At 64.4% G+C, this 22073-nt stretch carries 22 protein-coding genes; 7 read left to right on the top strand and 15 right to left on the bottom strand.

Going from position 1 to position 22073, the window contains the following annotated elements; genetic code table 11:
- Nucleotides 1–5: 5 nt before the first annotated feature.
- Nucleotides 6–1778, bottom strand: coding sequence for a sensor domain-containing diguanylate cyclase (locus AC4QBL_RS11395; protein WP_472906973.1), 1773 nt, complete (start codon nucleotides 1776–1778; stop codon nucleotides 6–8).
- 233 nt (nucleotides 1779–2011) lie between these two features.
- Between AC4QBL_RS11395 and AC4QBL_RS11390 the strand changes: the two genes are divergently transcribed.
- Entirely contained in the window at nucleotides 2012–2230 is a 219-nt protein-coding gene (locus tag AC4QBL_RS11390) for a hypothetical protein (RefSeq protein ID WP_472901216.1), read from the top strand.
- A 113-nt stretch (nucleotides 2231–2343) separates the two neighbouring features.
- Here AC4QBL_RS11390 and AC4QBL_RS11385 read toward each other — a convergent pair whose 3' ends face one another.
- Both AC4QBL_RS11385 and AC4QBL_RS11380 read right to left on the bottom strand, forming a co-directional pair.
- Complete coding sequence (locus AC4QBL_RS11385) at nucleotides 2344–2832, bottom strand: hypothetical protein (protein WP_472906972.1); 489 nt, start codon at nucleotides 2830–2832, stop codon at nucleotides 2344–2346.
- Nucleotides 2833–2842: 10 nt separating this feature from the next.
- Entirely contained in the window at nucleotides 2843–3640 is a 798-nt protein-coding gene (locus AC4QBL_RS11380) for an SDR family NAD(P)-dependent oxidoreductase (protein ID WP_472906971.1), read from the bottom strand.
- A 179-nt stretch (nucleotides 3641–3819) separates the two neighbouring features.
- On the opposite strand from AC4QBL_RS11380, the gene AC4QBL_RS11375 reads away from it, so the two are divergent.
- Complete coding sequence (locus tag AC4QBL_RS11375; protein WP_472906970.1) at nucleotides 3820–4281, top strand: MerR family transcriptional regulator; 462 nt, start codon at nucleotides 3820–3822, stop codon at nucleotides 4279–4281.
- 48 nt (nucleotides 4282–4329) lie between these two features.
- Here AC4QBL_RS11375 and xylB read toward each other — a convergent pair whose 3' ends face one another.
- From xylB to gntR, 9 genes are all read right to left on the bottom strand, one after another.
- Nucleotides 4330–5781: a xylulokinase gene (gene xylB, locus AC4QBL_RS11370; protein ID WP_472906969.1), complete on the bottom strand. Its 1452-nt coding sequence runs from the start codon at nucleotides 5779–5781 to the stop codon at nucleotides 4330–4332.
- 180 nt (nucleotides 5782–5961) lie between these two features.
- Nucleotides 5962–6897 (bottom strand): AraC family transcriptional regulator, encoded by a 936-nt coding sequence (locus AC4QBL_RS11365; RefSeq protein WP_472901211.1) that lies wholly within the window; start codon nucleotides 6895–6897, stop codon nucleotides 5962–5964.
- Nucleotides 6898–6922: 25 nt separating this feature from the next.
- Nucleotides 6923–8341 (bottom strand): D-arabinitol 4-dehydrogenase, encoded by a 1419-nt coding sequence (gene dalD / locus AC4QBL_RS11360; protein ID WP_472906968.1) that lies wholly within the window; start codon nucleotides 8339–8341, stop codon nucleotides 6923–6925.
- Nucleotides 8342–8366: 25 nt separating this feature from the next.
- Nucleotides 8367–9101, bottom strand: a complete 735-nt coding sequence (locus AC4QBL_RS11355) for an SDR family oxidoreductase (RefSeq protein WP_472906967.1) — start codon at nucleotides 9099–9101, stop codon at nucleotides 8367–8369.
- Nucleotides 9102–9136: 35 nt separating this feature from the next.
- The gene (locus tag AC4QBL_RS11350; RefSeq protein WP_472906966.1) at nucleotides 9137–10180 is read right to left on the bottom strand and encodes an ABC transporter ATP-binding protein; all 1044 of its coding nucleotides are present in this window, start codon (nucleotides 10178–10180) and stop codon (nucleotides 9137–9139) included.
- A gap of 141 nt (nucleotides 10181–10321) precedes the next feature.
- Nucleotides 10322–11152, bottom strand: coding sequence for a carbohydrate ABC transporter permease (locus AC4QBL_RS11345; RefSeq protein WP_472901207.1), 831 nt, complete (start codon nucleotides 11150–11152; stop codon nucleotides 10322–10324).
- A 10-nt stretch (nucleotides 11153–11162) separates the two neighbouring features.
- Nucleotides 11163–12023, bottom strand: a complete 861-nt coding sequence (locus AC4QBL_RS11340) for a carbohydrate ABC transporter permease (protein WP_472906965.1) — start codon at nucleotides 12021–12023, stop codon at nucleotides 11163–11165.
- Nucleotides 12024–12105: 82 nt separating this feature from the next.
- Nucleotides 12106–13455 (bottom strand): ABC transporter substrate-binding protein, encoded by a 1350-nt coding sequence (locus tag AC4QBL_RS11335; RefSeq protein ID WP_472901205.1) that lies wholly within the window; start codon nucleotides 13453–13455, stop codon nucleotides 12106–12108.
- A gap of 204 nt (nucleotides 13456–13659) precedes the next feature.
- The gene (gene gntR, locus AC4QBL_RS11330) at nucleotides 13660–14685 is read right to left on the bottom strand and encodes an HTH-type transcriptional regulator GntR (protein ID WP_472901204.1); all 1026 of its coding nucleotides are present in this window, start codon (nucleotides 14683–14685) and stop codon (nucleotides 13660–13662) included.
- Between the two features lie 159 nt (nucleotides 14686–14844).
- Here gntR and AC4QBL_RS11325 point away from each other — a divergent pair, with 159 nt between their 5' ends.
- From AC4QBL_RS11325 to AC4QBL_RS11305, 5 genes are all read left to right on the top strand, one after another.
- Entirely contained in the window at nucleotides 14845–15390 is a 546-nt protein-coding gene (locus AC4QBL_RS11325) for a gluconokinase (protein ID WP_472906964.1), read from the top strand.
- Between the two features lie 3 nt (nucleotides 15391–15393).
- Nucleotides 15394–15894: a TRAP transporter small permease gene (locus AC4QBL_RS11320; RefSeq protein WP_472906963.1), complete on the top strand. Its 501-nt coding sequence runs from the start codon at nucleotides 15394–15396 to the stop codon at nucleotides 15892–15894.
- Nucleotides 15891–17168 carry a TRAP transporter large permease gene (locus AC4QBL_RS11315; protein ID WP_472901201.1) on the top strand — a complete coding sequence of 426 codons (1278 nt, stop codon included), beginning with the start codon at nucleotides 15891–15893 and terminating at the stop codon, nucleotides 17166–17168. The genes AC4QBL_RS11320 and AC4QBL_RS11315 overlap by 4 nt, the downstream gene beginning before the upstream one ends.
- Nucleotides 17169–17241: 73 nt before the next feature.
- Nucleotides 17242–18255, top strand: a complete 1014-nt coding sequence (locus AC4QBL_RS11310; protein WP_472901200.1) for a TRAP transporter substrate-binding protein — start codon at nucleotides 17242–17244, stop codon at nucleotides 18253–18255.
- A 52-nt stretch (nucleotides 18256–18307) separates the two neighbouring features.
- Nucleotides 18308–19048: a hypothetical protein gene (locus tag AC4QBL_RS11305; RefSeq protein ID WP_472906962.1), complete on the top strand. Its 741-nt coding sequence runs from the start codon at nucleotides 18308–18310 to the stop codon at nucleotides 19046–19048.
- 209 nt (nucleotides 19049–19257) lie between these two features.
- Here AC4QBL_RS11305 and AC4QBL_RS11300 read toward each other — a convergent pair whose 3' ends face one another.
- The 3 genes from AC4QBL_RS11300 to pgi form a co-directional block, all read right to left on the bottom strand.
- Nucleotides 19258–19740, bottom strand: a complete 483-nt coding sequence (locus AC4QBL_RS11300; RefSeq protein WP_472906961.1) for a GreA/GreB family elongation factor — start codon at nucleotides 19738–19740, stop codon at nucleotides 19258–19260.
- Nucleotides 19741–19926: 186 nt separating this feature from the next.
- Nucleotides 19927–20301 (bottom strand): methylglyoxal synthase, encoded by a 375-nt coding sequence (locus AC4QBL_RS11295; RefSeq protein WP_472906960.1) that lies wholly within the window; start codon nucleotides 20299–20301, stop codon nucleotides 19927–19929.
- 94 nt (nucleotides 20302–20395) lie between these two features.
- Nucleotides 20396–21982: a glucose-6-phosphate isomerase gene (pgi, locus tag AC4QBL_RS11290; RefSeq protein ID WP_472906959.1), complete on the bottom strand. Its 1587-nt coding sequence runs from the start codon at nucleotides 21980–21982 to the stop codon at nucleotides 20396–20398.
- Between the last annotated feature and the right edge of the window lie 91 nt (nucleotides 21983–22073).

Genomic DNA, 22073 nt, shown 5'->3' with positions numbered 1-22073 from the left:
CCATTTCAAACGGCAGCAGGCGGTGTTGCGCTGGTCGCCAGCGCGGGTGCGCTGAGCTGGGGCAGGTGCACCACCACCTTGCGGGGGTCGTCAGCCAGTTGGTCCAGTGCCTCGTTCAAGCGCTCCAGCGTGCGCCTCACTTCCGCCCGTTCGTCTTCCTCAGCGCCATCAGACTGCTCTGCCGGCAGCAAGATGGACACGAGACGAAACCGCAGGCTCAGGTCTTCGGGCAGCGTGGAAGCTTGTTCCAGCCCTTTGGCGACCAGGTGCTGGGCCAGCAATTTGATCTGCGCGGACTCAATCGGTCCTTCAATCAGCACGGCAAAACGCCGGTCGGCGATGCGGCAGACCGTGTCCACCTCGCGCACCACGCGGGTGAGCCGTGCGGCGGCCACCACCAAGGCGCGGTCAGCGGTTTCGCGCCCCGCGCGCAGGGCAATGTCGGCGTGGTTGGACAGGTCCACCAGCAGCAGGCCGCTGTGTTGGCGGTAGCGCCGGGCGCGGCGAATGGTGTCGCGCAGGCGCAGGTGCAAGACCGGGGTGATGGTCAACCCGGTCAGCGGGTCGGTGCTGTCAATGGCGCGCAGCCGCGCCCTGTTTTCGCTGAACTCCTTGGCACGCTGGTGCAAGATGTAGAGCAGCAACGGGATTTCGATGGCCGACCCGATGAGCACCGCGTATTGCGTGCTCCAGCTGTCGGGAGCCAGGCCGGCCGCACGCAACGCTGCAAACGGGTAGCCCAGGTGCACCGGCAAAAAGCCCAGCGCCATCCAGCCCGCGTAACGGTCACCCTGGCGCCAGGCCCACACGCACACCGCGATGCTCAGCAGCACCGAAAGCAGGCCATACAGGTTGAGCACCAACAAGGCCGGCGCACTTTGCAGCGCCAGGTAGGCCGCCGGGTACAGCAGGCCAAACACCGACCAGCCCATCACAAAACGGTCGAGCCCCCGGTGGTAGCGCGAAAGCGCGCACACCTCACGCACAAACCAGATGCCCGAACCGGTCAACCAAAGCATGAAAACGGCGGGCGCGGCGTTGTTCCAGCTGGCCGAGTTGGGCCAGAAAAACAGGCCACCGATACCGGTGAAGGCCGCCTGGAAACCGAGCATGCAGGCCACGTAGACCATGTAGGCGGTAAAGGCGCGGTCGCGGTACAGCCGGGCGTGGACCCAGCCCAGAAACAGCACCAGCAGGCCAAAGCCCAGGTAGCCGCCCACCAGGAGAAAAGTCCAGGAGCGCTTGTGTTGCAGCTCTTCAGCGTTCAGCAAATAGGTGCGCGGGCTCAGCGGCGCGGGTTGGTTCGCCATCCGCAGCCACACGGTGCGCGGCGCGGCCGTGTCGTGCAAGGCAAACACTGGCGAGCGGTCGGGTATAGACCACTGCGCCACCGCCAGCCGGTCGCCCGCATGCTGCGCCTGCCAGCCACCCGCCCCATCGGGCTGGAACAGACTCGCCCGGTCGGTGAAGGCTGAGCCGTCAAGCATGAGAAACCAGCGCTGCTCCGTGTCCAGCGGGGGCAGTTCCAGCCGCAGCCACAGCGCGCCGCTGCCCAGCGAAAAGCTGCGCTGCTGCACCAGGGCCTGCAACTGGTCGGCCGGCAGCTGGGCCACATCGTCCGGGCCTGCTTCGCCGGTGGTGTCGATCCAGTAACGGTATTGGGTGGTGACGTCTTGTTGGGTTGTGGCCGACCACGCGGTACCCAGCAAGCCCGCGGCCAGCGCGAGCAGCAGCAGGGTACGCGCCAGCGCGCGAAGGACGGCGGTTTGAGAGGGCATCGTCGCTATGTTAGCGTCGTGTTGCGCTGGCGTGCACCGCGTTTTTTATTGGCCAGCGGTGCCCGGCCGAACGGGTGACCCCCCGCGCTGCTTCAAATGGTCTTCTGCGGTTGGGCCCAGCCGCCCGATCACCGCAAATGCCTTAACCTAGCTTCTATTTTCAACGTCCAGTGAGCGGCGCCCTTTTGGTTCGATCAAGGGGCCTTCTGTGCCACGACCGACCCGACAACGCCATGAAAACCATTGACGAGATGCTCAACCTGGCCTTGCTGACCCCCGATCAGCACCAGCAAATCAGCGAGTGGATTGCGCGAGCCGACTCGCCCGACGAGATTTTGAAAATGCCCGCCCCGCTGTGGAAGGCCGTCGAGCGGGCCAGTGCCATCATGGGCATCGACGACGACCTGGTGCGGCCGCCGGCCCTGGACGCAGACGGCCTGGCGCTCCAGTGATCTGATCCGGTTTTATGGGCGGCCGCGCCTGCCTGCGCAAGGCTCGGGCTGCAGACTTCCAAACATCACGGAGTCGAACCACCAGGCACCGACTGGCGGCTGGCTTCAGGGCTTCAGGCGGGCATGGCATGGAGCGCCGTCAGGTAATCGGCACCCCTGGCCTCGGCAAAGATGTCCAGCGTGAGCGTGAAGGCGGCCTGCAAGACCAGGCCCACGCCAATACCGGCTGCCACGTCGTGGCGCTGCAAAAAAGCAATCATGCCCACCCCGACGATCAGCAACACCATTTCGACCGCCTTGTAGATCGAAAAATTGCTCATGACCGTCTGCATGCGGGTGGTTTCTTCGGCCTTGAGTGCCGCCGGGTTGGCCTGCAGCTGAGCGCTCAAGGTGGACAGCTGGGTGTCGGTGCGCAGGTAGATGGAACCACCCACGACCATCTGCATCAGCGCAATGGCCACCAGCGGGTAGGCCATGGACTTCAGGCGATGACCGTTCATCCAGAGCCACACGCTGAGGCCAATGGCCGCCAGGCCAACGGCCAGAAATATCAAGCTTTCCTGCTTCTCTGCGCTGAAGTAGCTGCTCATGTGGTTGATCATGGTGTGGGTCTCAGGCGATGGGTCGAGTCAGGGTCTTGACCACCTTGGTGGCCAGGTTGCGGGGCGTGAAGCGCATGCTTTGCGCCATGGCCCAATTCATGAAGCCGGGTATGTAGACCCGCTGCCCGCGTTGCATGGCGCGGTAACCCAATGCGGCCACTTCTTCGGCAGTGGGCAATTTTTTGCCCTTCACCAGCGCCGAGTTGCCCTGCTCGGCCTTGTCTTGAAAGCCCGAGGCCGTGGGGCCGGGGCACAGTGCCGTCACCGTCACGCCGGTGTCTTCCAGTTCGGATGCAATGGCCTCCGAAAAGCTCAACACAAACGACTTGGTGGCGTAGTACACCGCCATGTAGGGGCCAGGTTGAAATGCCGCCGTCGATGCGGTGTTCAAAATCTTGCCGCGTGTGGCCAGCAGGTCGGGCAAAAAGAGCTTGGTCAGCACCACGACCGTGTTCATGTTGAGCTGCATCATGGCCAGCTCTGAGCGGAGCGCGGAGTCTTTGAATTCGCCAAAAGCGCCGTACCCGGCGTTGTTGACCAGGGCGCTCAAGACGATGCCGCGCGCCTGGATGTCGGCTTGCAGTTGCGCTGCACCCCCGTTGGTTTCGAGGTCTGCACCGATGACGGTGACGACCACCTTGAATTGCTTTTGCAGCGCATCGGCCACTGCCTGCATCTTGGCCACGCTGCGGGCGGCCAGCACGAGCTGGTAGCCGTCTTGCGCAAACTGATGGGCCAGCGCTTTGCCGATGCCCGACGACGCGCCGGTGATGAGTGCTGTTTTGGTGTGTGGGGGGTGTAGGGGCAAGACGGATCTCCAAAGTGTTTGTGTTGGTGGAGAGATTTAAAACCCGGTACCCAGGTGCCATGTCAAGGGTTTTGTTTTCAAGCAAGGCCGTTGAAAGGGCTTGACCTGGCACCTGGGTGCCGGGTTTAGCATGGGCCATCACTTTGTGAAGACCCCACCTGGCCACCGGACACCCCCCCATGAAAACCGTCATCACCGTCAAGGCTTTTCATTCCTTGCAGACCACCAGCGCCTTGTGCAAAGCGGCCAACGTCACGCGCGGCCAATTGCGCCTGTATGAAGACGAAGGGTTGATCACGCCACAGAGCCGCACCGAAGCCGGCTATCGGCAATACGGCGCCGACACGCTGGACCGGCTCAAGGCCATCATGCATTTGAAGGAACTCGGCTTCACGCTGGCCGAGATCGCACTGCTGCTCGCCGAGCGCGATCACGGTGAACTGGACGAGCGCGCCATTCAGCAAATTGCTGGCGACGTCCTGTCAAAAATCGACGAGCGCATCGCCGGTCTGCAAGTCATTCGCGGTTACGTGGCGCCGGTTGCCGTGGGCGACATGAGCGTGTTGCAGGATGAAGACTGCCATTTCGTTGTCGAATTCATGACCGCTTTGTCGGCTGAGAAAACCAGGCGGCGCGCCTGACACAGCACATGAGCGCTCAGCGGGCCGCTGTTGGAAGCGCAGTGGGGCTCAGGCCAGTGCCGGGTACAGCGCCACAAAGTGCGCATGCCGGGCTTGCAGCGCCGCATGCCGCGCCGCATTGGGCGTGAAGCTCTGCAGCACGGGTGGGGTGGTGCACACCGCGTCCAGCGCGCCGCCGGTGGCCAGCCAGGCCAAGCGGGCTGCGCCCATGGCGCCGCCGCTCTCTGAATCCTGGTGCACGGTGAGCGTTAGGCCGAAGGTGTCGGCCAACTGCTGTGCCCACCAGGCGCTGCGCGAGCCGCCGCCGACCAGCGACAGCGTGTGCAGCGGTGGTTGGGTGGCGGGGATGGTGCGCAGGCCGTCGAGCAGGCCGAAGCCCACGCCTTCGGCCACCGCGTAGGCCAGGTGCGCGCGGCTGTGCTGGGCGCGCAGGCCGGTCCACGCGCCACTGGCGAGCGGGTTGTTGTGAGGTGAGCGTTCGCCGCTCAGGTAGGGCAGGAAGATCGGGGCGCTTGGCTGTTCGTCAGCGCTCAGCGTGGCGGCGGCGGCGAGCAGGGCGGCTTCGTTTTCAAAGCCCAGCATTTGGGTGGCCCAGGTCACGGCGCTGGCGGCGCTCAGCATCACGCTCATCACGTGCCAGCGGCTGGGCAGGGCGTGGCAGAAGGCGTGCAGGGCCTGGGCCGGGTTGGGCTCGAAGGCCGCGCCGCTGACGAAGACCACGCCCGAGGTGCCGAGCGAGACGAAGCCCTGCCCCGGGCGCACCAGTCCCATGCCCACGGCGCTCGCCGCGTTGTCGCCCGCGCCGCCGGCTACCGGCACTTGGTCCGGCAGGCCCCAGCGCTTGCACAGCGCAGGCAACAGCTGGGCTGACACGTCGCTGCCTTCCACCAAACGTGGCATGTGTGCGCGGCCGAGGCCGGTCGCGGCGAGCATCGCGTCGGACCAGTCGCGCCGGCCCACGTCCAGCCACAGGGTGCCAGCGGCGTCGGACATGTCGCTCACGGCCTCGCCGGTGAGCTTCAGGCGCAGCCAGTCTTTGGGCAGCAGCACGCGCCGGGTTCTGGCGAACACGGCGGGTTCGTGTTCGCGCACCCATTGCAGTTTGGGCGCGGTGAAGCCGGGCATGGCCAGGTTGCCGGTGATGGCGGCGAGGTTGGGCACGTCGCGCGTGAGTTGTTCGCACTGCGCGCCGCTGCGGCCATCGTTCCACAACATGGCGGGGCGCAGCACGGCATCGTTTTCGTCCAGCAGGGTGGCACCGTGCATCTGGCCCGAAAGGCCGATGCCGCGCAATGCATTCAGCGCATGTGGGTGCTCGCGCTGCAATTGGTCCATCACGGCCTCCAGCGCATGCCACCAGGCGGCAGGGTCTTGTTCCGACCACAGGGCCTGCGGGCGCTGCACGGTGAGCGGCGAGCGGGCGGTGGCGATCACCTGGTGCCGGTCAGACAGCAGCAGCGCTTTGAGTTCGGAGGTGCCGAGGTCGAGGCCGAGGTACATGGTGGGGGTGATGGGGGAAGAGAACGACCCGGTTCCGGACCGCTCGAAGGTGGATCAGCCGTATCTGGGGTGCGACCGGAGCGCAATGTCCAACCCAGGGCACCGCCGGGCCGGCTTTGCCGGACGGCCAGTGCCGCCCCCCTTGGGGGGGTGACGCGAAGCGGCGCGGGGGGGGTCACGTCAGGCGGCGCCACGAAAGCGGGTCAAAGACTGTTTGCGGAATTCACTGGGCGTCATGCCTTTTATTTCCAGGAACCGGCGGTTGAAGTTGGCCACGTTGTTGAATCCCACGTCAAAGCAGATGTTGGTCACTTGCTGGTCGGTGTCCATCAACAGCTGGCAGGCGCGGCTGATGCGGACGCGGTTGACGAAGTCGGTGAAGGTGTTGCCCGTGGCTTTTCGAAAGAAGCGGCTGAACTTGCTCTCGCTCATGCCCAGCTCGGCGGCGAGTGCGGCGGCCGAGTGTTCGTCGGCCAGGTGTTCGGTGATGCGGCTGACGAGGGCGTTGATCTGGTCGAGCGAGGCGTCGTCGTCGGTGCTTTGTAGCTGCACGCTGGACAGCAGGCGGTAGTCGGTGCAGGCGGCCAGGTCGCTCAGAAAATCGCAAAACGCGGTGAAGCGCTTGAGGCCGCGCGTGCTTTTGACCTTGTGCCAGTGGGCTTCGGCAGACTCGGACATGCCGAAAAATTCGATGCCGTGTTTGGCGCGCTCCAGCAGCGGCAGCACCTCGGCCAGCTCCGGGATGGTGTCGCTCGCGCGCACCAGCGGCTCATGAGAAAACTGGATCACCAGGTCGCGTTGGGCCACACCGCCTTCAGGAATGTCCATGCTGACCCAGTTGTGCGGCAGGCGCGGGCCGGTGAGCACGAGCTGGCCGGCCTGGAAGGGGCCGATCCAGTCGCCCACAAACAGCTTGCCGCTGGTGCTGGTGATCAGGTGCAGTTCGTACTCGTCGTGGTAATGCCAGCGCGCCAGCGGCGTGGGAAAACCGTGCGCCAGGCAGCGCACAAAGCCCACGTCGGTGGACGACTCGTAGCCCAGGTTGGGCGAGCGGGCCAGCTCCAGCTCCAGCTCGGGCTTGATCTGGCGCGGGACGGTGCGGCTGCGAACGGTCATGGGGTTGCCTGTTCAGTTGGTCGGCTCAGACGAGCGCGGCGCTAACACCCGTGTGGGCCGTCACAAAGCGGCTCACGCGCTCGCGTGCTCGGCGCATGGCGTCAACCAGCCGCGGGTCTGCGGCCAGCTCACCCCACAGCGTGGCGTCGGCGCAGAAGGCGGCCACCGGATCGGGCGCTTCGCACAGGGCGTGGGCGGTGTCGGGGTTCATGGCCTGGTCCTGGTAGGTGTAAGGAATCTGCCCGGCGTGCCAGCGCTGCAGGTAGGCCAGGAACAGCGCAGGCAGCATGGCCACGCTGTCCATCGTTTCGCCGCGCGCCAGCCGCTCGCGGATGGTGGGCGCGATGAACCCCGGGATCTTGCTGAATCCGTCCATGGCGACACGCTGGTTGGTGTCGGCAATGGCGGGGTTGCTGAAGCGGTCGAGCACCACATCGCGGTATTGGGGCAGGTTGATCGGGCAGGGTTGGGATGGCGTGTCCAGCACCGGAATCACGTCGTCGGTCACGTAATCGTAGGCGAATCGGCGGATCACCGCGTGCTGTGTGCCCTCGTGGATGTAGCGGTAGCCCACCAGCGTGCCCGCCCAGGCGATGCAAGAGTGTGTGGCATTGAGCAAGCGGATCTTGGCCTCTTCGTAGGCGTCCACCGAGCCCACCATCTCGACGCCGACCTTTTCCCATTCCGGCCGCCCGGCGATGAAGTTGTCCTCGATCACCCACTGAATGAAGCTTTCGCCCATGAGAGCGGTCGGGTCGTCCAGCCCGGTGGCGGCTTTCACGCGCTGGGCCACGTCGGGCGTGGGGCGGGGTGTGATGCGGTCCACCATGGCGTTGGGGCTGCTGGTGTGGGCTTGCACCCAGGCCAGTAGGGGGGTGTCGCCCACCGCTTCGATGAACTGCAGCAGGCCGCTGCGTGAGCGCTCGCCGTTGTGGCGCAGGTTGTCGCAGTTCATCAGCGTGACCGGGCCGGCACCGGCCTGCATGCGGGCCCGCAGCAGCGTGACGAGGCTGCCATAAAGCGTGTGGCCAGCGCCGCCGGCCTGCACCGTGGCCAGGTCGGCGCGCAGGTCGAGGAAGCTGGCCCAGTCGAGCTGGTTGGCCGCGTCCAGGTAGTAGCCGGCTTCGGTGACGGTGAAACTGATGATGCGCGTGGCCGGGTCTGCACCCACGGCCACCAGTGGGGCCAGGTCGTCCTGGTAGGGCAGCACGCGCTGAATGGACGTGATGCGCGTGTAGCTGCGCTCGCCTTGCGGGGTGACCGTTTCCAGCGTGTAGGCACCGCCTTGCGCCTGCAGGGCGGAGATGGTGTCAAGCATGTCGGGGCGCAAGTTGCCCGCAGCGATGCTCCAGCGTGTGTCTCCCAGCTGGCGCAGCTGGTGCACATAAACGGCCTGGTGCGCGCGGTGGAACGAGCCCAGGCCCAGGTGCAGGATGGTGTTCATGGTTCGTATGGCAGATGGAAAAGAGTCAGAGGTCGAAGTTCGTCGGCATCATCACGACGTCGCGGATCGTCATGCCGCGCGGGCGGGTGAGCATGAACAGCACAACGTCGGCCACCTCAGCCGCATCCAGCAGGCTGCCGCTGGCCTTGGCTTCAGCCAGCTTGTCGGCCGGCCAGTCGGCCAGCAGCGATGTGATCACCGGGCCAGGCGAAATAGCGCCGACGCGGATGCCGTGCTTGAACACCTGGCGGCGCACGGTCTGCACAAAACAGTCGATGGCCCATTTGCTCGACGCGTAGACCGGCTCCCAGGGCGTGGGGAAGTGCGCGGCGAGCGAGCTGGTGACGATGATGTCGCCGCTGCCCCGCTCGATCATGTGCGGCAGCACGCCGCGCACGTTTTTCATCACCACGTTGATGTTCAGGTTGAGCATGCGGTCGATGGCGTCGTCCTGGGCGTCGATCAGGTCACCGCCCACGTAAAGGCCAGCGTTGGCATGAAAAATGTCAAGCCGGCCAGCCAGCGCCAAAATGCGCGCGGGCATGGCGGCGCATTGCGCAGCGTCCAGCAGGTCCAGCGTCAGCGGCATCGCGGCCGGGCCCAGGGTGGCGCAGGCTTTGGCCAGGGCTTGGGTATCGCGGTCGATCAGCACGACCTGTGCACCGGCTTCCACCAGGGCCTGGGCGCTGGCAAAACCGATGCCCGATGCGGCGCCGGTCACGGCGGCCACCTGGCCGTTCAAGGGGTGTGTAGCGCTCATGTGCTTGCTTGTTAGGGTGGAGACAGGGGGTGTTTTCAGGCGGCTTCAGGGCGCACCACGCGGCCGCTGGCGTCAAACCAGTGGGCGTGTTCGGTGGCCACGTCCAGCGTGACCGGGTGGCCGGCCACCAGGTGTGTGCGCTCGCTCAGGCGGGCCACCAGCTGGGCGCCTTCGGTCGTGCTCACATACACCAGTGTTTCGGCGCCCAGCGCCTCCACCAGGTCCACCTGGCCTTGAATGGCGCCTTGCCCGGTGGGGTGCAGCACCACGTTTTCGGGGCGCAAACCCATGGAGCCGCCCGCAGCACCTGCCGGGGCCAGTTGCTGCACAGCCACCGGCAATTGAGCGAGCGGCACCACGTTCATTTGGGGCGTGCCAATGAACTGGGCCACGAACTGGTTGGCCGGGTGGTCGTACAGTTCCAGTGGCGTGCCCACTTGCTCAATCAGGCCGTCGCGCAGCACCACCACGCGGTCGGCCAGCGTCATGGCTTCCACCTGATCGTGCGTCACGTAGATGGTGGTGGCACCCAGATCACGGTGCAGCTTGGCAATTTCCACGCGGGTCTGGCCGCGCAGCGCCGCGTCCAGGTTGGACAGCGGTTCGTCAAACAGGAACACCTTGGGCGCGCGCACAATGGCGCGGCCAATGGCCACGCGCTGGCGCTGGCCGCCCGAGAGGTCTTTGGGCGTGCGCTGCAGGTAGGGCGTGAGGTTCAGGATCTTCGCTGCGCGCTCCACCTTGTCTTTGATGACCGCCGGATCTTCCTTGGCGAGCTTGAGCGCGAAGCTCATGTTTTCAAACACGCTCATGTGGGGGTACAGCGCGTAGCTCTGGAACACCATGGCCAGGTCGCGCTTGCTCGAAGGCAGGTGCGTGATGTCGCGCCCTTCCAGGCTGAGCGTGCCGCCGTCAATGTGCTCCAGACCGGCAATCAGCCGCAGCAAGGTGGACTTGCCGCAGCCCGACGGGCCCACGAAAACGATGAACTCGCCCGGCTGGATGTCCAGGTCGATGCCTTTGATGGCGCGGTGTTCACCGAAGAATTTTTCGATGCCTTTGAGTTGCAGGTAAGCCATTTCAGTTGTCCTCAAAATCTATAGAAGGCAATCCACGAGTCAGATGGGAAGCACAAGACCAGAACGCCGCGGAACCGGCTCTGCCGGGCCGCCAGCGTTGCCTCCTGGAGGGGGTCGCGCGCAGCGCGGCGGGGGTGGCCGTCACTTGACAGCGCCGAAAGTCAAGCCCTGGACGAGCTGCTTCTGGCTGAACCATCCGAAGATCACAATGGGCGCAATGGCCATCAGCGAAGCGGCAGAGAGCTTGGCCCAGAACAGCCCTTCGGGGCTGGAGTAACTGGCGATCAGGGTGGCCAGCGTGCCGCCCTTGGCCGCGGTCAGGTTCAGGCTCCAGAAGGCTTCGTTCCAGCTGAGCACCAGGCACAGCAAACCGGTGGACGCAAACCCGCCCATGGCCAGCGGCAGCAGCACCAGGCGCGCCTCTTGCCACAGCGTGGCGCCGTCCATGCGGGCGGCTTCCAGGATCTCGTGGGGAATGTCCTTGAAGTGCGAATACAGCATCCAGACCATGATGGGCAGGTTGGACAGCGTGAACACGATGATCAGCGCGAGCTGGGTGTCCAGCAGGTGGCTTTTCTGTGCCAGCACATAAATGGGCACCAGTGCACCCACCGCGGGCATCATCTTGGTGGAGAGCATCCACATCAAAATGTCTTTGGTGTACTTGCCCTTGATGAAGGCCATGGAGTAGGCCGCCGGTGCCGCGATCAGCAGGCCGATGAGCGTGGACAGCACGCTGGTGATGACCGAGTTCTTGGCGTAGAGCAAGTAGTCGCTGCGCTCCTGCACTTCGTGGAAGTTTTCCAGCGTGGGCGCAAAGATCAGCTCGGGCGGCACCGCAATGGCTTGCAGCTCGGTTTTGAACGCGGTCAGCAGCAGCCAGCCCAGCGGAAAGAACAGCAGCAGTGCCACGCCCCAGGCGCCCAGGGTGCGCACGGCGTAGGCCGGTGTGTAGGTAGATTGACGTGCCATGTTTGTGTCCTCACTTGTCCAGGTTTTTGCCGACCATGCGGATCATGAAAATGGCGGCAATGTTGGCCAGTACGACCGCAAACAGCGCACCCGCCGAAGCCACGCCGGCGTCGAAATTGAGCAGCGCCTGTTTGAAGATCAGGAAGGCCACGTTGGTGCTCGCGTCGCCCGGGCCACCGCCGGTGGTGGTGTAGATCTCGGCAAATACGCTGAGCAAAAAGATCAGTTCGATCATCACCACCACCGCCACCGAACGGCCCAGGTGGGGGATGTAGAGGTAGCGCAGTTGCTGTAGGTAGGTGGCGCCGTCCATGCGCGAGGCTTCGAGCTGTTCGCGGTTCATGCTCTGCAGCGCGGTCATGAAGATCAGCGTGGCAAAGGGCAGCCACTGCCACGACACCATGATGATGATGGAGAACAGCGGGTGGTCGGTGAGCCAGTCCACGGGCTCCATACCAAAGAAGATCCAGACTTGGGCCAGCACGCCGTAGATCGGATTCATCATCATGTTTTTCCACATCAGGGCATTGACGGTGGGCATGACGAAGAAGGGCGAGATGAGCAACACCCGCACCAGCCCGCGGCCGGCAAAGGGTTCGTTAATCAGCAGTGCCAGCGCAATGCCCAGCACCACGGTGATCAAAATGACGCTGCCCAGCAGGAGCACCGTGTTGAGCACCGCCGCGCCAAAGGACGGGTCGGTGACGAAATACTCGAAGTTTTCCAGCCCAATGAAGCCGGTTTGCTCGGGCGCGAGCAGGTTGAAGCGGATGAGCGAAAAATAAATCGTCATCACCAACGGCACGATCATCCAGAGGAAGAGCGTGGCCACGGCGGGCGTGAGCAGCAGGCGGGGGAGAAGGCGGTTCATGGCTTGCCTCGGGGGCTTGAGGGGCAACACCCTCTCCCGCTGGCGGGAGAGGGGGAGAAGAGCCGCGGCGCGGCTCCCTGGCTTACTTGTAGTAACCGGCCCGCTTCATTTCGCGGTCAGCGGCCACTTGGCTGGCTTTGAGCGCGGCATCGACCGAGATCCTGCCAGCGAGTGCGGCGCTCATTTGCTGGCCTACGGCGATGCCGATCGACTGGAACTCGGGAATGGCCGCGAACTGCACGCCCACATACGGGCTCTTGGGCAGGGTCGAGTCGTTCGGGTTGGCCGAGTCGATGGCCATCTTTTCAGCCGCGGCGAAACGGGCAGCCTTCAGGAAGTCGGCGTTGGCGTAGGTGCTCTTGCGGGTGCCCGTGGGCACGGTGCCCCAGCCGTTGGTTTTGCCCACCAGCTGGATGTATTCCTTGGACGTGGCCCAGCTGATGAACTTTTGCGCGGCGTCCACTTTCTTGGAGCCTGCTGGAATCGCCAGCGACCAGGCCCACAACCAGTTCGCACCCTTTGGTGTCACTTGCGTGGGCGCCTGGGCAAAAGCCATCTTGTCGGCCACCGATGACTGCTTGGGGTCGCTCACGAACGAGGCCGCAATGGTCGCGTCGATCCACATGCCGCACTTGCCCGAGTTGGTCAGCGCCAGGATCTCGTTGAAGCTGTTGGCCGACGAGCCGGGAGGGCCGTAGTTCTTCAGCAAGTCCACGTAAAAGGTGATCGCGTCTTTCCAGGGCTTGCTTTCCAGCTGGGGCTTCCACTGCATGTCAAACCACTGGCCGCCAAAGGTGTTCACCAGGGTGCTCAGGAAAGCCATGTTGTCACCCCAGCCCGGCTTGCCGCGCAGGCAGATGCCGTACACGCCCGCCTTCGGGTCGTGCATCTTGGCAGCCAGGTCTTTGATCTGAGGCCAGGTAGGGCGGTCGGGTACGGTCACACCGGCTTTGTCGGCCAGGTCCTTGCGGTACATCAGCATGGAGCTTTCACCGTAGAAGGGTGCCGCGAACAGCTTGCCGTCCACGCTCAGGCCATTGCGCATGGCAGGCAGCAGGTCGTCCACGTCGTAGGCGGCGTCGGTTTTGAGTGCTTGCAGCCAGCCTTTTTTGCCCCAGATCGGCGTCTCGTACATGCCGATGGTCATCACGTCGAACTGACCGCCTTTGGTGGCAATGTCGGTGGTGACGCGCTGGCGCAGCACGCCTTCCTCCAGCGTGACCCACTTCAGCTTGATGTCCGGGTTGGCGGCTTCAAAGTTCTTGCCGAGCTTTTGCATTTCGATCATGTGGCCGTTGTTCACGGTGGCAATCACGAGTTCTGTGTTGGCGTGGGCCAGGCCGGCGCTGAACAGCGCTGCGGTGAGGGCGGTGGCGAAGCGAAGTTTCACGGTTGTCTCCTGTTGGGGGGTGTGTTGCCATGCGACGGTCATCTTGGACCGTGGGGGAATTGTGAAGACGAAGCCCGGCGCCATTTGTACGGAAAATGGCATTTCTTGTACGCTCTTGCATCTCTAGGCTGGGAATTACCCTAGTTTGTGGCGCAAAGTTTGTGTTTTGCGGCGTGGCGGGTGGGTGCAGGCGCGGTTTTGCACCGTGCGGGCCACTTCGCGTCGTGGAGGCGGGTCGCAGTGCGCTCAGCTGCTGCCGCGCACCACCAGCTCGAAACCCAGGTCCAGCGAGTGCTGGGCGGGCAACTCGCCACGCATCAGGCTCAGCAGCATGCGGGCGCTGGCCTCACCGATGGTGCCGCGCGGGGTGCGCACGGTGGTGAGTGGCGGCACCATCTGGTCGCTGCCCGACAGGTCGTTGAAACCGGCCACGGCCAGTTGGCCCGGCACGTCAACACCCAGCCGCAGCGCAGCCAGCAACGCGCCTTGTGCCAGGTCGTCGTTGCAGAAGAAAACAGCGTCCACATCGGGCCGGGTGCGCAGCAGGTCTTGCAGCAGTTCACCACCCAAGCGCATGGACGAGGGTTGGGGGCTCAGCAGCTCCAGCCGGGCGTCGTACACACCCTGTTCGCGCAGGCAGCGGCGATAGCCTTCGGCGCGTTGCATGGTGCGTGGGTCCAGTTGTGCGGCCACAAACGCGATGCGCCGGCGCCCACGCTGCAGCAGGTGCTGGGTGATGGCGTGGCCAGCGTCCACCTGCGAAAAGCCCACGCAATACACGCCCGTGGCGCTGGTCAGTTCCATCAGGTGCACACAGGGCACACCACTGCCTGCAATCAGCTGGCGGGCCGCTTCGGTGCGGTCAAAGCCGGTGAGCAGCAGGCCGGCGGGTCGGTGCGCCAGGTACGAGCGCAGCAACTGCTCTTCTTGCTCGGGGCTGTAGTGCGTGACGCCAATCAGCGTTTGAAAACCCTGCGGCAGCAGGGTGTTGTGCACGGCCTCCAGCACGTCGACAAACAGGGCGTTGGACAGCAGCGGCACCAGCACCGGCACCTGGTTGCTGCGCTGCGATGCCAGCGCGCGGGCGGCCGGGTCGGGCACATAGCCCAGCTGATCGGCGGCCAGCTTCACACGCTCGACCAACTCGGGCGCCACACTGCGTTCGCCGCGCAGCGCACGCGAGGCGGTGATGGGGCTCACTTCCGCAGCACGGGCCACGTCGCTGAGGGTGGTGCGGCCACTGGGACGGCGCTTGCGGTCGGCAGAATTCAAGGGTTTTCCCTGATTTTTATGGGTGGGTCTTTTGCATAGGATAGCGCTATCCAGTTCGGCCTGCAACCGCAGTTTGAACGATCAGACAGAGGCCCGTTTTTTAAACTTGAACCTGCCGATGTCTGATTTTTTTGATTCTTATGGGACAGCGCTATCCAAATGCCTTCCGTGTTGAAAAATCTTGCTTCAAGGCCGTTTCTGGTGGTCATGGGTGTGGCCGGTTGTGGCAAGTCCAGCCTTGGCCAGCGTTGCGCTGACGCCCTGAGCATTCCTCTGTTGGAGGGGGATGACTTCCATTCAGCTACCAACATCAACAAGATGCGCAGCGGCACCCCGCTGGACGATGCCGACCGCGAAGTCTGGCTCGACCTGCTGGCGCAGCAATTGCAAAAGCACCCCGGTGGGGTGGTTTTGACGTGTTCTGCGCTGAGACAGCGCTACCGCAACCGCCTGCGCACTGCCGTGCCAGGTTTGCGGTTTGTGTTTCTCGACCTCACGCAAGAGCAGGCGCGTGAGCGCGTGGCGGCCCGTGCCTCGCACCTGTTCCCGGTGAGCTTGGTGGCCAGCCAGTTCGCCGCGCTTGAAGACCCGAGTCTGGAGCCCGGTGTGCTGCGGCTCGATGCCTGCCGCCCGCTGGACCAGCTGCTGCCCGAGGTGGTGTCCTGGGCGCAGGTGGCGGTTCCTGTCAATCCGATGGAGGTGTGAACCATGGCTCTGGGCAAATTTCTGAAAAATGTGGTGGAAGGCCTGATGGCCTTGTGCATGCTGGGCATGGTGCTGGCGGTGTTTGGCAACGTGGTGCAACGCTACTTTTGGGGCACCGGCTGGGTGGTGTCTGAAGAGTTGTCGCGGCTGCTGTTTGTGTGGCTGGTGTGTCTGTCGGCCACGCTGGCGTTTGGGGAGGGCAAGCACCTGGGCTTTGACCTGGTGACGGCTCGCCTGAGCGGTGCCAAAGCAGCGGTGCTGCGCTGGTTGTCCCGGGGGCTGATCGCGTTGGCTTTGTATTACCTGATCGACGGTTCCTGGTCTCAGGTGCTGGTGGGCATGGACAGCCGCAGTCCGGTGATGAACTACCCCCTGGCGGTGGGTGCTGCGGGCACGCTGGTGATGGGTGTGTGCATGGCGGTGTTGCTCTTGCTGCAAAGCTGGAACGAGCTGCGAGGCCACACGCCACCCGACGCGGCCCCGAGCGAAGGAGCGCAAGCATGACCATTGCCATCTTTCTGGCCGTGCTGTTTGCCACCATGACGGTGGGCGTTCCCATTGCGTTTGCGCTCATGCTGACCGCGCTGGCGCTGATGGTGCACCTGGACTTCTTTGACGCGCAGTTGCTGGCGCAAAACGTGCAAGCCGGGTTTGACAGCTTTCCGCTGCTGGCCGTGCCCTTTTTCATCCTGGCGGGCGAGCTCATGAACGCCGGCGGCCTGAGCCGCCGCATCATCGACCTGGCCCGCTCCATGGTGGGGCACATTCCGGGCGGCCTGGGTTACGTGGCCATTGCCGCTTCGCTCATGCTCGCGTCCATGAGCGGCTCGGCCATTGCCGACACCGCAGCCCTGGCCACACTGCTGCTGCCCATGATGCGCAAGCAGAACTACCCCGACGGGTCGAGCGCCGGCCTCATCGCTTCGGGCGGCATCATCGCGCCCATCGTACCGCCGTCAATGCCCATGGTGATCTACGGTGTGACCACCAACACCTCTATCAGCAAGCTGTTTCTGGCGGGCATCGTGCCGGGCATTCTGATGGCGTGTGCGCTGGTGCTCGTGTGGCGCGGCATCGCCCGCAAAAAGCAATTGCCCGTGGCTGAAAAAACCAGCTGGTCAGAGCGCCGCGGCGTGCTGGGCGACAGCGCCTGGGCGCTGATGATGCCGGTGATCATCATTGGCGGTTTGCGCTTTGGCTTCTTTACGCCCACCGAAGCTGCCGTGGTGGCTGCGGTGTACGCCTTGCTGGTGGCCACGCTGATTTACCGCGAACTCAACCTGCAGCGCCTGTACCGCGTGCTGGTGGACGCATCGCGCACCACCGGCGTGGTGATGTTTCTGTGTGGTGCGGCCACGGCCGCGTCTTACATGATCACGCTGGCCGACCTGCCCAGCCAGCTGGCCGCCAACATGGGACCGCTGCTGCAAAGCCCGATGCTGTTCATGGCCGTGGTCTGCCTGTTTTTGCTGGCTGTGGGCATGGTGATGGACCTCACGCCCACCATCTTGATCTTGGCGCCGGTGCTGGCGCCGCTGGCCGCCAAGGCTGGTATCGACCCGGTGTATTTCGGCTTCGTGTTCATCTTTGTGGGCTGCCTCGGCCTGCTCACCCCGCCGGTGGGCACGGTGCTCAACGTGGTGGCCGGTGTGGGTGGCCTGCGCATGGAGCCGGTCATCAAAGGCGTGATGCCGTTTCTGGCCGTTTACTTCGCCATGCTGGTGCTGCTGATTCTGTTCCCCGCCATCGTGCTGTGGCCTTTGAAGTTGATGTTTTAGCCGCTGTGCCCACGCACCGCACCTTTTCGTTCCCCCCGCGGCCGCGGCCGCTTTAATCCTCAGGAGACAAACCATGAAACTCAAACAACTTGCCGTGGCCGCTGCGGTCACTTTGGCCACACTGGGCGCTGGCCTGGCCCAGGCACAAGACATCAAGAACCGCATCATTCGCTTCGGCTACGGCCTGAACGAGGTGTCCAACCAAGGCCGCGCCGCCAAGGTGTTTGCCGACGAGGTGGAAAAAGCCTCGGGCGGCAAGATGAAGCTGCGCGCCATTGGCGCTGCCGCGCTGGGCTCGGACGTGCAGATGCAGCAAGCACTGATTGGTGGCGCACAAGAAATGATGGTCGGTTCCACCGCCACCCTGGTGGGCATCACCAAGGAAATGGCGATCTGGGACACGCCTTTCCTGTTCAACAACACCAAAGAAGCCGACGCCGTGCTCGACGGCCCGGTGGGCCAGAAGGTGATGGACAAGCTGCAGGAAAAAGGCCTGGTTGGTCTGGTGTACTGGGAGAACGGCTTTCGCAACCTCACCAACAACAAGCGCGCCGTCACCAAGCTGGAAGACATGGACGGCATCAAGCTGCGCGTGATGCAGAACAACGTGTTCATCGACAGCTTCAAGACCCTGGGCGCCAACGCCGTGCCGTTGCCGTTTTCCGAGCTGTTCACCGCGCTGGAAACCAAAACCGTTGACGGCCAGGAAAACCCATACAACACCATCCTGTCGAGCAAGTTCTACGAGGTGCAAAAGTACCTGACCGTGACCAACCACGTCTACAGCCCCTGGATCGTGCTGGTGAGCAAGAAGTATTGGGACGGCCTGAGCAAAGACGAGCAGAAAGTGTTGCTCGACGCCGCCAAGAAGAGCCGGGACTTTGAGCGCAAAGACACCCGCGCAGAAGCCGACAAAGCGCTGGCCGACCTGAAAGGCAAAGGCATGCAGATCAACGAGCTGTCACCCGCTGAGGCCAACCGCATGCGCGACAAGCTGGGCGCCATCAACGCCAGTATTTCCGCCAACGTGGGCGAGGCCCTGTGGAAAGAGGTGCAGGGCGCTGTGGCCCAGGTGCGCAGCAAGTAAGCCCCGCCGGTGCGGCCCCGTCAGCCCCCGTGCTGACGGGTAACATGCCCGCATGACCCGACTGCAAACCCAGTACCAACGCCTTTACCAACTGCCTGCAACTGACAGCACAGCCGGCCTCATCGGACTTGGCGGCGAGGTACGCGCCCTGGTGCTGGCGCTGGGCAAGCCTGCCGACTGGGCAGCGCTTTCTCCTGTGTGGCGCGGCGTGCAGGCCGACCTGGCCTTGCCGGCGCCCGCCATTGCGGTGAACGGTGTTGATGCGTTTGAGCTGTGGTTTTCGCTCGCCCAACCCGTTGTGGTGACCGAAGCGGTGGTGTTCCTCCAGGGCCTGCACCAGCGCTACCTGGCCGGCCTGAAGCCCGACCGCGTGAAACTGTGGCCCACCGCAGACGCCACGCCGTGGCCCGCACCCACCATTCCTGCGCAGCACGCCCCCGAGCGCTGGTCTGCCTTTGTTGCACCCGATCTGGCCGCCGTGTTTGGCGGTGACGACCCGTCGCTCGACTTTCAACCCGGTGAAGACGCGCAGGCCGAGCTGCTCAGCCGGCTGCACTGCATACAGCCGGACGACTGGCAGGCGGCGCTGCGGCAGCTACAGGTTAAGGTGCCCGACACCCACTTGGCCGCTTCAAAGCCTGTTGCGCCAGTTACAGCAATTGAATCATCTCCGCACCCCGTCGCTCTGGCCGGCCCCTACCAGGACCCCCGCCAATTTTTGCGGGATGTGATGAACGATCCCGCCGTTGCGCTGGCGCTGCGCATTGACGCGGCCAAAGCGTTGTTGTCCTGATGGGGTTGGTGCGTGCTTGGGTTCAACGCCTGGTTTGATCCGTCTTGACGTTCTATCCCTGACTTGTACGGCGGCAGTGCGGCAGTGGCTGCCGGTGATATCGTCACGTGAATTCACGGTCTTGGCTTCCTAGCGGGCATCCAGGCACCCCTGGTATCTCGGACCCGATGGCCGGTTTCAAAGTACGGCTGACCTTCGGCGCTTGCTGCTCAATGAACCCGCAGCACCTCAAACTGCTGCCGGATGGGAGCGACCTGTATCGACACCGCATCACCCTCGCATTTGCCCAGCATGGCCCTGCCCAAAGGGGCTTCGCTGCTGATGACCTGAACGAGCTTAGTGCCGCTGACCAACCGCATGCTGCCCCCATTTGGACCGAGAAAGAGCTGCTGCTGCTGGTCGTCGGAATCGACCAGGCAGACCAGCGCGCCAAGCTGTATGCCTTTGCTGGGGTCGTAGGGGCGCGGGCGAAATTGGCGCCATTGGGCCATTGCCTGGCGGATGGCTTCGGCGCGACGGGCCTGGCCGGTGGCCAGGTAGGCGGCTTCAAGTCCCAGCGTGTCGTATTTGTTTTCGGCGACGTTTTCTTCGTGGGTCGCCGTTTCATGGGCCGCTCGCACGGCCTGTTCGGCTTGCAGCAGGTCTTCGGCGAGCCGTTTCAGTACCTGCTGCTGCAGCCAGAATTTATCCATGATCAAAGGTAGGCATCTCGAACAAGCGGGGGGGGGCGGGTCTCGATTATGAAGGGCTCCACCAGCCCTCTGCACGTCTGTTGGCTGCAGGCGAACTTCAGCTACGGGCACTGCCCTGTCGCCCATTTCGGTGCATCGAACTGCAGGCGCTTGCCAACCACAGGCGCCCCTCCAGCCACAGCTGGTTTACAACCGCAGCAGACCTATCTCGCCCAGCAACACCCGCGCCGTCGCCACATTCGTGGCACACGGCACGTTGTGAACATCGCACGCCCGCAGCAGGGCGCTGATGTCGGGTTCGTGCGGTTGGGCGGTCATGGGGTCGCGCAGGAAGATCACGCAGTCCACCTCGCCCATGGACAAGCGGGCGCCTATTTGAAGGTCGCCGCCCAGCGGGCCGCTGAGCAGGCGTTCCACGCTCAACCCCACCTCGGATTGAAGCCGCCCGCCGGTGGTGCCGGTGGCCATGAGAGAGTGTTGGCGCAGCAGCGGCGCGAACTCGGTGGCCAGGGCCACCATGTCGTCTTTCTTCTTGTCGTGGGCAATGAGGGCGATGCGCATGGGGTTCATCCTGCGGCGATCCGGCGCCGGGCCGCCCCAAGCCGGATCAGCCCCCTTGGGGGGCAACGACCCGCGCAGCAGTGGAGTGTGGGGGTCATTCGGCCTCCATCTGTTTCGCCATGGTTTTCCCAAGCTCCACGCCCCACTGGTCGTAGGCGTTGATGCCCCAGATGGCGGCTTGCACAAACACCTTGTGTTCGTACAGCGCAATCAGCGCGCCCAGGCGGTGCGGGGTGAGGGCGTCGAGCCAAATGGTGCTGCTGGGCACGTCGCCTTTGAAGCTGCGCTGGCTGACAAACACCTCGGCTTGCTTGGCGCTCAGGCCCTCAGTCATCAGCGCGTGCAGGGTGTCGGCTTCGTTGCGGCCCAGTGCAAGCGCCTGGGCTTGGGCGCGCAAGTTGAGGTTGACGACGCGGTGGTGCTCGGCGGCCAGCGGCAGGGGTGTGTCTTCGGTTTCAACGCCGATGAATTCCACCGGCACGCGGTGCGTGCCTTGGTGCAGCAGCTGAAAGTAGGCGTGTTGCCCGTCAATACCCAGGCCACCCCAGACGATGGGGCCGGTGTCGGTGTCGCACGGCTGACCGTCTTTGCGGATGCGCTTGCCGTTGCTCTCCATGTCCATCTGTTGCACGAACGGCGCAAAGCGCACCAGGCGGCTGGGGTAGGTGGACAGCAGCTGGGTGGGGCAGTGCAAAAAGTTGCGGTTCCACACGCCGCTCAGCGCCAGGACGAAGGGCAGGTTGTGCGCCAGCGGGGCGCTGCGAAAGTGTGCGTCCATGGCCTGGCCGCCAGCCAGAAATTCGCGGAAGGCTTGTGAACCGATGGCCACGGCCAGCGGTAGGCCGAGCGCGGACCAGAGGGAGTAGCGGCCACCGACCCAGTCCCAGAAGGTGAAAGTGTGCTCTGCCGGGTAGCCGGCGGCTCCGGATTTCTGCGGCGCGGCGGTGATGGCCACCAGGTGGGCGCTTTGCGCGCTGCCGGTGATGCCGCCGTCTTGCAGCCACCGCCGAGCGGAGGCGGCGTTGGTCATGGTTTCTTGTGTGGTGAAGGTTTTGCTGGCCACGATGATGAGCGTGGTCAGCGGGTTCAGGCTGCGCAGCGTGCTGTGCAGCGCCCAGGCGTCGGGGTTGCTAACGAAGTGCACGCGCACGCCAGTTTTGCCGTCGATGCACAGCGGGGCCAGGGCGTCGGCCGCCATGCGCGGCCCCAGGTCGGAGCCGCCGATGCCGATGTTCACCACGTCGGTGATGGCCAGGCCGGTGCTGCCTTTGACATCACCCGAGCGTACGCGGTCGGCGAAGCCGCAGACGCGTTGCAGCTCGGCCTGCACCAGCTGCTGAATCTCGTCGCCCCATGGGGCTGCCTCGCCGGTGGCACCGGGTGTGCCGCGCAGAGCGGTGTGGAGCACCGCGCGCTGCTCGCTGGTGTTGATGATCTCGCCACCAAACATCGCGTCGCGCTGGGCTTCGACGTTGGCTTCGCGGGCCAGTTGCAGCAAGGCGTTCCACACCGTGCTGTCCAGCGCCTGGCGTGTGAAGTCGATCTGGATGCCGGTGCCGTCGGCGCTGGCCTGCATCGCATCGCGGCCCGGTTGTGCCAGGCGCTCGCGCAGATGGGGCTGCGGCAGGGCGGCGAACTGGGTGAGGGTCTGCCAGGCGGGGAGGGTGGTGGGGCTGGTCATGTGACGGGGCTTTCTTCCCGTTCGCCCTGAGCCTGTCGAAGGGCTGGCGCGGTGTGTCTGTACGAGGGCTTCGACAGGCTCAGCCCGAACG

Source organism: Hydrogenophaga sp. L99 (assembly GCF_058731905.1).
Note: the sequence above shows the minus strand (reverse complement) of the source record. Positions and strands in the feature narration are given on the sequence as shown.

Bases quoted from the DNA above. Each gene is read 5' to 3' on its own strand.
- AC4QBL_RS11305 (WP_472906962.1), top strand. From the start codon at position 18,308: ATGACCCGACTGCAAACCCAGTACCAACGCCTTTACCAACTGCCTGCA.
- AC4QBL_RS11365 (WP_472901211.1), bottom strand. From the start codon at position 6,897: ATGACCGTTCGCAGCCGCACCGTCCCGCGCCAGATCAAGCCCGAGCTG.
- pgi (WP_472906959.1), bottom strand. From the start codon at position 21,982: ATGACCAGCCCCACCACCCTCCCCGCCTGGCAGACCCTCACCCAGTTC.
- AC4QBL_RS11390 (WP_472901216.1), top strand. From the start codon at position 2,012: ATGAAAACCATTGACGAGATGCTCAACCTGGCCTTGCTGACCCCCGAT.
- AC4QBL_RS11350 (WP_472906966.1), bottom strand. From the start codon at position 10,180: ATGGCTTACCTGCAACTCAAAGGCATCGAAAAATTCTTCGGTGAACAC.
- AC4QBL_RS11335 (WP_472901205.1), bottom strand. From the start codon at position 13,455: ATGACCGTCGCATGGCAACACACCCCCCAACAGGAGACAACCGTGAAA.
- AC4QBL_RS11315 (WP_472901201.1), top strand. From the start codon at position 15,891: ATGACCATTGCCATCTTTCTGGCCGTGCTGTTTGCCACCATGACGGTG.
- AC4QBL_RS11300 (WP_472906961.1), bottom strand. From the start codon at position 19,740: ATGGATAAATTCTGGCTGCAGCAGCAGGTACTGAAACGGCTCGCCGAA.
- AC4QBL_RS11320 (WP_472906963.1), top strand. From the start codon at position 15,394: ATGGCTCTGGGCAAATTTCTGAAAAATGTGGTGGAAGGCCTGATGGCC.
- AC4QBL_RS11340 (WP_472906965.1), bottom strand. From the start codon at position 12,023: ATGAACCGCCTTCTCCCCCGCCTGCTGCTCACGCCCGCCGTGGCCACG.
- AC4QBL_RS11375 (WP_472906970.1), top strand. From the start codon at position 3,820: ATGAAAACCGTCATCACCGTCAAGGCTTTTCATTCCTTGCAGACCACC.
- xylB (WP_472906969.1), bottom strand. From the start codon at position 5,781: ATGTACCTCGGCCTCGACCTCGGCACCTCCGAACTCAAAGCGCTGCTG.
- AC4QBL_RS11310 (WP_472901200.1), top strand. From the start codon at position 17,242: ATGAAACTCAAACAACTTGCCGTGGCCGCTGCGGTCACTTTGGCCACA.
- AC4QBL_RS11395 (WP_472906973.1), bottom strand. From the start codon at position 1,778: ATGCCCTCTCAAACCGCCGTCCTTCGCGCGCTGGCGCGTACCCTGCTG.
- AC4QBL_RS11385 (WP_472906972.1), bottom strand. From the start codon at position 2,832: ATGATCAACCACATGAGCAGCTACTTCAGCGCAGAGAAGCAGGAAAGC.
- AC4QBL_RS11325 (WP_472906964.1), top strand. From the start codon at position 14,845: ATGCCTTCCGTGTTGAAAAATCTTGCTTCAAGGCCGTTTCTGGTGGTC.
- AC4QBL_RS11345 (WP_472901207.1), bottom strand. From the start codon at position 11,152: ATGGCACGTCAATCTACCTACACACCGGCCTACGCCGTGCGCACCCTG.
- AC4QBL_RS11295 (WP_472906960.1), bottom strand. From the start codon at position 20,301: ATGCGCATCGCCCTCATTGCCCACGACAAGAAGAAAGACGACATGGTG.
- AC4QBL_RS11355 (WP_472906967.1), bottom strand. From the start codon at position 9,101: ATGAGCGCTACACACCCCTTGAACGGCCAGGTGGCCGCCGTGACCGGC.
- dalD (WP_472906968.1), bottom strand. From the start codon at position 8,341: ATGAACACCATCCTGCACCTGGGCCTGGGCTCGTTCCACCGCGCGCAC.